General features: G+C 70.3%; 7 protein-coding genes. 5 read left to right on the top strand and 2 right to left on the bottom strand.

Features of this window, described 5'->3' with window-relative positions:
- Nucleotides 1-144: 144 nt before the first annotated feature.
- Together ACFU8Q_RS20305 and ACFU8Q_RS20300 are read right to left on the bottom strand one after the other, a co-directional pair.
- On the bottom strand, nt 145-708 hold the full coding sequence (locus ACFU8Q_RS20305) for a DUF5132 domain-containing protein (protein WP_384455653.1): 564 nt from the start codon (nt 706-708) through the stop codon (nt 145-147).
- A gap of 74 nt (nt 709-782) precedes the next feature.
- On the bottom strand, nt 783-2,540 hold the full coding sequence (locus ACFU8Q_RS20300) for a DUF885 domain-containing protein (RefSeq protein WP_384455650.1): 1,758 nt from the start codon (nt 2,538-2,540) through the stop codon (nt 783-785).
- Between the two features lie 282 nt (nt 2,541-2,822).
- Between ACFU8Q_RS20300 and ACFU8Q_RS20295 the strand changes: the two genes are divergently transcribed.
- The 5 genes from ACFU8Q_RS20295 to ACFU8Q_RS20275 all read left to right on the top strand — a co-directional run bounded on the left by ACFU8Q_RS20295 (nt 2,823) and on the right by ACFU8Q_RS20275 (nt 9,694).
- Entirely contained in the window at nt 2,823-4,295 is a 1,473-nt protein-coding gene (locus tag ACFU8Q_RS20295; RefSeq protein WP_384455647.1) for an ABC transporter substrate-binding protein, read from the top strand.
- A gap of 51 nt (nt 4,296-4,346) precedes the next feature.
- A complete protein-coding gene (locus ACFU8Q_RS20290; RefSeq protein WP_384455644.1) occupies nt 4,347-5,333 on the top strand; it encodes an ABC transporter permease in 987 nt (328 codons plus the stop codon).
- An 88-nt stretch (nt 5,334-5,421) separates the two neighbouring features.
- Nucleotides 5,422-7,290 (top strand): dipeptide/oligopeptide/nickel ABC transporter permease/ATP-binding protein, encoded by a 1,869-nt coding sequence (locus tag ACFU8Q_RS20285; protein ID WP_384455641.1) that lies wholly within the window; start codon nt 5,422-5,424, stop codon nt 7,288-7,290.
- The gene (locus tag ACFU8Q_RS20280; protein ID WP_384455639.1) at nt 7,281-8,339 is read left to right on the top strand and encodes an oligopeptide/dipeptide ABC transporter ATP-binding protein; all 1,059 of its coding nucleotides are present in this window, start codon (nt 7,281-7,283) and stop codon (nt 8,337-8,339) included. The genes ACFU8Q_RS20285 and ACFU8Q_RS20280 overlap by 10 nt, the downstream gene beginning before the upstream one ends.
- Complete coding sequence (locus tag ACFU8Q_RS20275) at nt 8,336-9,694, top strand: NAD(P)/FAD-dependent oxidoreductase (protein ID WP_384455636.1); 1,359 nt, start codon at nt 8,336-8,338, stop codon at nt 9,692-9,694. Before ACFU8Q_RS20280 ends, ACFU8Q_RS20275 begins: the two co-directional genes overlap by 4 nt.
- The last annotated feature ends 464 nt before the right edge of the window (nt 9,695-10,158 follow it).

Raw genomic sequence — 10,158 nt, 5'->3', positions numbered from 1 at the left:
GTGGAAGCCTCGACGGCGTGCGCAGACGAAAGCGCGCCGCGGGTTGTCCGCAGAGCAGCCGACGGCACGCGGGAAAACACTCGTGTCTCATCGGGCCGTGACATCGGGCGCGCCGGGGATCACGTGGAGATCCGGTCAGCGGACTCAGCGCACCTTGGCAGCGGCCGAACCGGCGCCGCGGGCCTTGTCGGCGGCCTTGCTCTCACTGCCGGCCTGCGCCGCGTGGGCCGTTGCGGCTGCGGGCGCCGACCCGGTGCCCGCTCCGGTCCGACCCGCGGTGCCGCCCTCCGGGGCGCCGGTGTCGGTGCCGTGCTCGGCTCCGTGCGTCATCTGGGCGGCAAGCATCTCGGCGGTCGCCTCGGCCGCGAGATCCTGGATTCCCTCGCTGGCATCGTGGACGGCCTTCTTGATTTCGATTCCCAGGCCCACAGACGATTTGACGACCCCTCGCATGAGGGGTTTACCCAGCCTTTTGACCAGGGATGCGGCGATCAGGCCGATCAGGAATGGAGGTACTACAGGCGGCATGGCGCGACATCCTTCTCTTCCGGCGAGGAAGTGATGATTGAGAGGCAGTGAATGATTGAAAAGACAACGGGAGGCGAACAGGAAAATTCGACGACATGCATGGGTTCCCGCATCGCCGGACCCGCACCCCTCATCGCGGAGAGTATCCGAGGCCGAGAAGGCAATTACAATTTCCGCCATGACCTTCACTCATTCGAGTAGAACGGCCTTACCATTACAGCCTGTCCAGGCCATTCGACGGCCGGAACTCGACGTCACTCGCCTTCCTCGGGTGACCACTGGTACCTCTGCTGACGGCCGGACGCCCCGTGCAGTTCTCTCGCCAACCGTCGGCGCAGGGCCGGAAACGGCAGCGTGCCGCCGACCAGCACAGCCTCGTGAAAGGCACGCACGTCGAACGCGGCACCGGCGCCGCTTTCGCACGCTGCTCGCAATGCCATGAATTCCGCATGACCCGCCCGGTATGTCAGCGCCTGTCCCGGCAGATCGGTCGCGTAGCGCAGCAACTCTGTCGTGATCTGTCCCTCGGACTCGGCTGCCGCGTGGGCGCGCATGAAGGTGCGCGCCTGCTCCAGCGTCATCATCCCGAGGTTGAGGCCGGTGTCGACGACGAGGCGCTGCGCGGTGAACCGTTCATGGGCCAGGCGTCCGTACGCATCCCACGGGTCGTCGTACAGCCCCATCTCCCAGGCGAGCCCTGCCGCGTACTCCGCCCAGCCCTCCTCAAACCCGCTGAAGGGCACCAGTTCGCGTCGCAGGTCGGGCAGCGTGGTGTTCTCAGCCTGACGGGCGAGGTGGAAATGATGTCCGGGCGCCAGCTCATGGTAGATCAGCGCGGCTGCGCCGAGAAGTGACCGATGCGCCAGGTCCGAGGCGTTGTAGCGGTAGCGTCCCACCGGTTGCGTGGTGGTGGGCGGTTCGTAGTAGCCGAACGTCATCGACACCTCCAGCGCCTGGTCGAGGCGGGCCACGCCATAGGGGGCGCGAGGCAGGACCGCAAACCAGCGCGGCAGCAGCGGCGTGAGGCGGTCGAGGTGTCCGCGGTAGCGAGCCTCGACCTCCTCCGGGGTGGCGGCGTACAGGCGGGGCTCGGTCGCGAGCCGTTCATTGAACTCCGCTTCCGTCCCCGCGAAGCCGAGCGTGTCTCGCATCTCCCGCATCCGCTCGCTGAGTTCGCGGCAGTGCTCCCGGCCGAGTTCGTGGAGGCGTTCGGGTGGTGTGTCGCTGGATGTGTACGTCCTGACGAAGGCCCGGTACGCCGCTTCGCCTTCCGGGTAGTGGGCCCATCCGACGGCCTGCGGTGCCCGCCTGAGGTGGTCCGGGTCGCCCACGAGGGCGAGAAGGCGGTCGAACGCCGGCTCCAGCTCGGCAGCCACGAGCCCCGCCACCGCGTCGCGCAGGTGGCCCCGGCTCGCCGCGTCGAGTCGAGTGAGCCGCTCGGCGCGCGCTCGGACGTACCGTGTCGCCGATGCCCGCAGACGGGTGAGGGTGGTGTGGACCCCGGCCAGCGCCGGGACGGGGATACGGAAGCCCCGTGCTGCCTGCCCGGCGACCTTGTCACCGATCGTCGCGACGCAGCGGGCCAGATCCCGAACGAGGGACACGTACCGGTCCGCGTCGGCCCGGTTGTCGAAGCGGAACGGACGGAAGACCGTGTCACCGTACTGCTGGAGGCGGAAGAGCTGGTACGGCGTGGCGGTGGGGGTGAGCCAGTGGAAACGTCCCGCCTCCGCTTCCTGTTCGGCCAGCGCCCGAAGGAAGCCCGCGGTGTCGGCGACGGGACCGGACAGCTGCGCGGGCTGCGGTGTGCCCAGCTGGTTCAGCACCCCTGCCGCGAACCCGGCGCGCTCGTCGGCCTCCGCGGCAGACACTCCCGGCAGCGACTCGACCGGCAGCCCGCGGCGTGTCCGCAACGACGGCTCACGTACGAGCAGGAAGTCCCAGTACGAGGTCGCGAGTCGGTCGACCTGCGCCGCCGAGCCGTCCGGGCAGTGGGATGCATAGTTCGCCATGCTGCCAGTGTGCGCGCCGAATGACGCCACGTCAGGAATGGAGATCAACCGCGAGTCGGGCGACCTCACTCGAACGGGGGAAATCATCCGGCCCGTTCGTGTCCGGCCCGGGGGAGGCGGCCCGACACCGTCGATCTCGGTGGCACGATGAACACCATGTACCGCCGAACCGTGTCGTTTCCCAGGGCTCGGTCGGCCGCGGTGGCGTCCGCCGCTGTCGCGTCAGCCGTGATGGCCGGTTGTGGCGGCGGCGACGTGTCATCGACACACACCCCTGTCGTCGTGGGGGGCACCGTCACGATCGCCACCGCCTCCGAGACCCCGAGTTTCCATCCGTACTCGCAGTTCGGCTCTGCCCTGGCTCCTTATGCCTACGACTCGTTGGTCAATATGGCGCCGGACGGGCGTGTGGCGTCGGGCTTGGCCGAGAAGTGGCGGGCCGGAGCCACTTCGGCGAGTTTCACCCTGCGCAGGGGAGTGACCTGCTCCGACGGCGCGATCCTCACGGCCTCCGGGGTGGCCCGGTCACTGAGATATGCGAGCGATCCCCGCAACCGGCTCGTCGGCGCCCGGGCGGCACTGCCCGGTGTGCCGTTCACTGTGTCGGCCGACGACGCGGCACGGACGGTGTCGGTGCGGATGGCGTCACCGTACAGCTTCATCGTGCGGACGATCGGTCTGGTGCCCGTCGTCTGCCCCGCCGGGCTGGCGGATCCCGGCGCGCTGGACAGGAGCACGGAGGGCACCGGGCCGTACGTGCTGAGCGGTTACACCTCGGGCGGTCCGTACCTCTTCACACGGCGCAAGGGGTATGCGTGGGGGCCGCGGGGAGCGACCAACGCAGCTGCGGGTCAGCCTGAGCGGATCGTGGTGTCGGTGGTGCCGCAGGAGTCCACGGTGGCGAATCTGCTGCTCACAGGCGGCGTGAACATCGCGATGGTGACCGGCCCGGACCGCGCGCGGCTGACCGGCCACGGCCTGGCCACCGCCCAGGTGCCGACCGTGGTGGGGCTGACCTTCTTCAACGAACGGACCGGGCGCCCCTTGAGCGATCCTGTGCTGCGTCAGGCACTGGTGGGTGCCCTGGACCGCAAGGGCCTCGCCAATGTGGCGATCGGCGGCGACGGAACGCCCGCCAGCCATCTGACCGCTGCGGACTCCGTCTGCCACGCCGACGTGGCCGCCGGGAACCTGCCCTCGCACAGTGCCGTGGGGGCTTTGGGCGCCGCGGGCTGGACGAAGAACGCACGGGGCAGGCTGGTGAAGCACAGCAGGCCGCTGCGGCTGCGGCTGCTCAGCAGCGCCGACTTCGGCTCCACCCTTCCGTCGGTCGCCGAACTGATGGCCGCCACCTGGCAGGCGCTGGGCGCGGATGTCGACCTCGTCAGCGAGAGCAGCAACGCGGTGGTACAGGCCATGTACCAAAGCGGCGACTTCGACGTCGTGGTCGGCAGCTCGCCGGGTCCGCCGCTGCCCGCGCAGCTCGTCCCGTACTTCTCCGGCTCGCCGCCGTCCGGGGGGCTCAACTTCGCGTATGTCGCCAACCGCGCCTACGACCGCTTCGTCGCCCTCGCCCTGCGCGCACCGGGCACGGCCAGCTGTGCGGACTGGAACAGGGCCGCCGCGGCGCTGTTCCGCTCGGCCGATGCGCTCCCCATCGCCGACGGCACGAGCACGGTATACGGCTACCGGACGACCTTCGCCGTCGCGCCGGGCGGTCAGATCGTACCGACCAGCATCCGCCTGCACAGATAGCGGCGGCGGACGCCGCACACGACCGCGCACCACCAGTCGAGGAGGTCTCCCATGACGACCGTGTCCGCGCGGCTCGGCACCCTGGCCCGGTGCCACCCGTGGGTGGTGTTCTGCTGCCGGCGTGCGGTGCGGCTGACGGTCTCCCTCTTCGTGGTCGTCACCGCTTCCTTCGCGATGATCCGGCTGGTACCCGGTGACCCCGTCCGGGCCGCGCTGGGGGTGGATGCCCCGCCGGACCTCGTAGCGGCCAAACGACACGAACTCGGTCTGGATCATGGCCTGTTGGCACAGTACCGGCAGTATCTGCGCCATCTGGCCCACGGGGACCTCGGGGTCTCTTTGGTGACCGGCGAGCCGGTGGCCGACCTGGTCAGGGCACGTCTGCCGGCCACCTTGCTGCTGGCTGTCCTGGCGTTCGCCTGCGTACTCGTCGTCGCCCTCCCCGGGGGGCTGCTCGCCGCGGTGTGGACACGCGGAGGGCGGCGGCCCCGGGCGGAGCTGGCGTTCACCGCCACCACCTCCGCCATGGCGGGCATGCCGGACTTCGTGCTCGCGGCGGGTCTCACCGCGGGACTGGCGGTCGCCCTGCGCATCTTCCCGGTAGCCGGCGACCTCGGTCCTCAGTCCTACGTGCTGCCCGTGCTCGCGCTGGCGCTCGCTCCGACTGCGGTTCTACTGCGGATCGTACGGGTGGAGACGCTCAAGGTTCTCGCGACGGACTATCTGCGTGCCGCCCGCGCGAAACGGCTGCCCGCCGTCCCGCTCTATCTGCGCCACGTGGCACCGAACACGCTGACCGCGTCCCTGACGCTCGCCGGGAATCTCTTGCCGGCCCTGATCGCGGGGACCGTATTGGTCGAGAAGGTGTTCGCCTGGCCGGGCATCGGTTCGGCAATGGCACAATCCGTGGCCGCGCAGGACTACGCGGTCGTCGAGGCGTCGGTTCTGGTGCTGGGCTCGGCCGTCCTCGTGGTGAACTTCCTGGTCGATCTGGCCCTCGCGCTGCTCGACCCCCGATCGGTCATCCGGAAGACGTGATCCGATGGTGCTGTTTCCCCCTCCCCCTTCCACGCCGGGTGCCACCGCCGGCAGGTCTCGCGCGTCCCGGTCGGTCTGGGCCTCGCCCATGGGCGTGATCACCCTGGCGATGCTCGGATCGCTCGCCGTACTGGCCATTGCGGGGGCGGTGCTGTGGGGGCAGGCCGCCGACCGTCCGGACCCGTCGGCGGTGTTGCGGGGGCCCACTGCAAGTCATCTGCTCGGCACGGACCATCTCGGGCGCGACCTGCTCGCCCGGCTGCTCTCGGCGACTTGGCTCTCCCTGCTGCTGGCAGTCGCGGCCACGCTCCTCGGGGCGGTGGCCGGGATCACGCTGGGCGCGCTCACCGCCGTCGTGGGCGGGCGCGCCCGCCGCCTGCTGGGAGCCCTGATCAACCTCCTACTGGCATTTCCCGCGCTTCTCGTCGCGATGTTCTTCGCGGCCCTCTTCGGCGCGGGGGCGGGTGGGGCGGTGTTCGCACTCGCCGTCGCCAGTGCACCGGGCTTCGCGCGGATCACGCAGACCCTTGCTGCCGGAGTGGCCGGAACCGACTTCATGGCGGCGGCACGCGTGCTGGGCCTGCGTCGCCACCGGCTCCTCCTGCGCCATGTCCTGCCCCACATCGCCGAACCGCTGATGCTCAACACCACAGTCGCCGCGGGCTCGGCACTCGTGGCCCTGTCGGGGCTGAGCTTCCTCGGACTGGGAGTGCAGCCCCCTTCGTACGACTGGGGGCTCCTGCTGAGCCAGGGGCTGGACCGCATCTACACCGAACCTCTGCCCGCCGTGGCACCCGGCGTCGCCATCGTCTACGCCAGTGTGGCCTTCCAACTGCTCGGCGAGGTGCTGGCCGGAGCCGCCGCGCGACGCGCCCGCACACGGCAGCTGGAAGAACCCGCGGTACACCCGGCACACGCCGACCGACCAGAATCCGTGGACCACGTGCTGGAGGTGGAGGATCTGCGGGTCGCCCTTCCCTCGGGGGACCGGGTGGTCCGGCCCGTCCGCGGTGTCACCCTCGCTCTGCGGCGCGGTGAGATGGTCGGCCTGGTCGGCGAGTCCGGATCCGGCAAGTCGCTGACGGCGCTTGCCATCGCCGACCTGCTGCCGGACGGCGCCTGCGCGACCTGGGGTACCCACCGGTTCCTCGGCGCGGACGCCGAGTCTTCGACACGCAAAGAGCGACGCAGGCATCTGGCGACGGGAATGGCGATGATCTTCCAGAACCCGGCCTCGGCCTTCAACCCGTCGCTCCGCATCGGAACGCAGATGACGGAGGCCGTGCGTGCGCACCATGGCACCCCTCGCGCCCAGGCCGTCGAGCAGGCCCTGGCGCAGCTTCAGCGGGTCGCGCTGCCCGGCGGGCGTCGGTTGCTGCGGTCCCGTCCCTTTCAGCTCTCCGGCGGTCAGCGCCAGCGAGTGGCGATCGCTGCCGCTTCGATGATGCGGCCCGACCTCATCATCGCGGACGAGCCGACGACAGCCCTGGACGTCACCGTGCAGCGGCAGATCATGGACCTGCTCCGCCGTATCCGGCACGACGACGCCACCGCGATCCTCTTCATCAGCCACGACATCGCCCTGGTGGCCGACGCCTGCGACCGGGCTCTGGTCATGTACGGGGGGACGATCGTGGAGAACCTTCCTGCCCATGAGCTGGCGGCCGGCGCACGGCATCCGTACACGCGGATGCTCGTCGCCTCGGTCCCGGACTTGGCCGCGGACCGCGACCGCCCCCTGCGCACCATCGAGGGAGGGCCGCCCGATCCGTACGGTGTGGTCCCGGGCTGCCCATTTTATGACCGCTGTCCGCATCGACTGGACCGGTGCGCCGTGGAGAGCCCCGTGTTGTCCCTGCTCGACCCGGGGCACGAGGTCGCCTGCTGGCGACCGCTGCCCCCGGCGCTGCTCTGCGGACAACGTGAGACCGAAGAGGTGGAGGACCGATGGAAGTGACAGGGTTGGCGCTGTACGACGTCACTGTTCGCCACCACGGGCCGTTCGGGCCGATCACGGCAGTGGACGAAGTGTCACTGGAGGTTCCCCAAGGCACGACGGTCGGCCTGGTCGGCGAGTCCGGTTCGGGAAAGTCCACCCTGGCACGTGCGGTCGTCGGGCTGGACAGCCCGTGCGCCGGGCGGATCACGGTCGCTGGGCGGGAGTACCGTGGGCACCGGGCGGCCGATCGGCGTCGGTTGGGGCAACAGGTCCAACTGGTGTTCCAGGACCCGGACACGGCACTGGACCCGCGCATGACGGTCCGTCAGTCAATCGCCGAATCAGCCGGGGCCTTCGTCCGGCTCGACCACCGCAGCCGCGAACAGCGCATCAGCGGGCTGCTGGAACTGGTCGGTCTCGACGCCGGCTGCGCCGACCGTGTGCCGCGGCAGCTCTCGGGCGGCCAGCGCCAACGCGTGGCCGTCGCCCGCGCGCTCGCCGTCGATCCGGCGGTTCTCATCGCCGACGAGATCACCTCGGCTCTCGACGTGTCGGTCCGGGCGGCGCTCCTCACCATGCTTCGGGATCTGCAACGACGCATGGGCTTCGCCATGCTGTTCATCAGCCATGACCTCGCCGCCGTCCGCCATGTGTCGGACGCCGTCGCCGTGATGTATCTCGGTCGGATCGTCGAGACCGCCTCCACCGAGAGCCTGCTGCGCAGCCCACGGCACCCCTACACCCGAACGCTGCTGTCCGCCGTGCCGAGCTTGCACGCCGGACGACGACCGGTCGGGGAACCGCTTCTTCCCGGAGAGGTGCCCGACCCCGCATCGCCACCGACCGGATGCCGCTTTCATCCGCGCTGCCCCGACGGGCCGAGCCGGCGTCCCGGACGGGACGTCTGCGCCGCACGGGACCCCCAGCAGGATGCGGCCGGACAGCCGCACCGCGCCGCGTGCCACTTCCCGTATCGCGTCGGCGACTGCCCGCCCCACGCCGGCAGCGTCCACCCGGACGCGAACGGCGACCGGGCTCCGCGAACCCCGGGGGACCTGCCGTCATGACGGACAGGGAACCGGACACGCTTCCGTCCGGCGCGGACGCGGTCGTCGTGGGCGCCGGTGTCATCGGTGCCGCGGTGGCACTGGAACTGGCGCGCACCGGTCGGCGCGTAGTGGTCGTCGAGAAGTCCGGCGGCGTCGGCCACGGATCCACCAGCGCCTCGAGCGCGATCATCCGTTTCAACTACTCGACCTGGGACGGTGTCGCCACCGCCTGGGAATCCCAGCACTGCTGGGCACGATGGGCGGAGCACCTGGGCACCATGCAGGGCCCTGGCCTGGCGGCGTTCCGGCGGACCGGAGCGGTACTCTTCGACGCGCCGGGCTCCGGGACGTCGGAGGTCATCGCACTGTTCGAGCGTGCTGGCGTGCCGTACGAGCGCTGGGATGCCGCAACGCTGCGCAGTCGGATCCCCGGCATCGACGCGGGACGCTACGGACCCCCCAAGCCCCTGCTCGACGAGGCGTTCTTCTCCGGCCCGGAAGGGGAACTCGGCGCGCTGTTCACACCCGATGCGGGCTTCGTCGACGATCCCCAGCTCGCAGCACAGAATCTCGCGGACGCGGCGGCCCGCATCGGGGCGCGCTTCCTCTTCCATCGCACAGTCGTCGGTGTCCTGCGCAGCGAGGACCGGGTGGCGGGCATCCGGCTCGCCGACGGCACCGCAATCACGGCACCAGTGGTGATCAACGCCGCCGGGCCCTGGTCGGGCGCGTTCAACCGGATGGCCGAGGTCGGAGCCGAGTTCACCGTCGGAGTGCGCCCGCTGCGCCAAGAAGTCCACCAGGTGGCCGCACCGGTCCGCCAGGGCGACACAACCTCGTCGAGCCCGGGCGGCGCCAAGACTACGCTCGGCCTGATCGTGGCCGATGTCGACCTTGGGACCTACCTGCGCCCCCTCGGCGGACACCTCCTCATCGGCAGCACGCTGCCCGCCTGCGACCCTATGGAGTGGCTCGACGATCCCGACAGGTGCAACCCGCACCCGACGGCCGCCCGTTTCGACGCCCAAGTGACCAGGGCCGCACGCCGATTCCCGCTCCTCCGCGTCCCGAACCGGCCGACCGGCATCGCCGGTGTCTACGACGCCGCCGACGACTGGTCCCCCATCTACGACCGCACCGATCTGGCCGGCTTCTATGTCGCCATGGGAACGAGCGGCAACCAGTTCAAGAACGCTCCCCTGGCGGGCCGGTTCCTCGCCGCCCTGGTCGACCGCGTCGAGGCCGGCCACGACCACGACCGCGATCCGCTGCGGTACACAGGTGAACACACCGGCATCGTCATCAACCTAGGGGCGTTCTCCCGCAAACGGCCCATGGCTGAGGGTGCCGCCTCTCGAACCGTCATGGGCTGACGTTTTGCACGGGCAGGGGTCTGCAGAACGGCGTCGGGTGACTGCATATGCCTCGTTGAATCCCATGGCACCGCTGCTGGTCGGGCCCGCCATCTCGGGCGCGTGCTGATGGACGGTGCTTGCACCCCTATTACGGAGAGGGCGAGTCCGTCGCGTGCGACTCGTCCTGATCTCGGGCCACCGTTCAGCCACCGCCCCCTTGGCGCGGCGGCAGGATCAAGTCGCCAAGGGACACTGATGTGACCCGACCAGCCTGGAGGACTTCCGCAAGACGATCGCCGACGACAAGGTCGTGGTGGACTGCTGCTGGGCGAACTCCTCGAAGGAGACCCGGACGTTCCTGGACACGGGCGCCAATACCGGAATCGCCGTGTGAGCGGGGGGACCATCCTGCCGCGGTTCGGGGAGGCGGGGACCGCCAGGCCTTGGGCCGCGACGTCACGAGGCCGGTGCCGTCCGGGAGC

The organism is Streptomyces sp. NPDC057543, from assembly GCF_042801895.1.
Taxonomy (GTDB): domain Bacteria; phylum Actinomycetota; class Actinomycetes; order Streptomycetales; family Streptomycetaceae; genus Streptomyces.
Note: the sequence above shows the minus strand (reverse complement) of the source record. Positions and strands in the feature narration are given on the sequence as shown.

What these genes read in the sequence shown, in the direction of transcription:
- ACFU8Q_RS20305 (WP_384455653.1), bottom strand. Translation starts at nt 708, where the DNA reads ATGGCGGAAATTGTAATTGCCTTCTCGGCCTCGGATACTCTCCGCGAT.
- ACFU8Q_RS20300 (WP_384455650.1), bottom strand. Translation starts at nt 2,540, where the DNA reads ATGGCGAACTATGCATCCCACTGCCCGGACGGCTCGGCGGCGCAGGTC.
- ACFU8Q_RS20290 (WP_384455644.1), top strand. Translation starts at nt 4,347, where the DNA reads ATGACGACCGTGTCCGCGCGGCTCGGCACCCTGGCCCGGTGCCACCCG.
- ACFU8Q_RS20285 (WP_384455641.1), top strand. Translation starts at nt 5,422, where the DNA reads ATGGGCGTGATCACCCTGGCGATGCTCGGATCGCTCGCCGTACTGGCC.
- ACFU8Q_RS20280 (WP_384455639.1), top strand. Translation starts at nt 7,281, where the DNA reads ATGGAAGTGACAGGGTTGGCGCTGTACGACGTCACTGTTCGCCACCAC.
- ACFU8Q_RS20275 (WP_384455636.1), top strand. Translation starts at nt 8,336, where the DNA reads ATGACGGACAGGGAACCGGACACGCTTCCGTCCGGCGCGGACGCGGTC.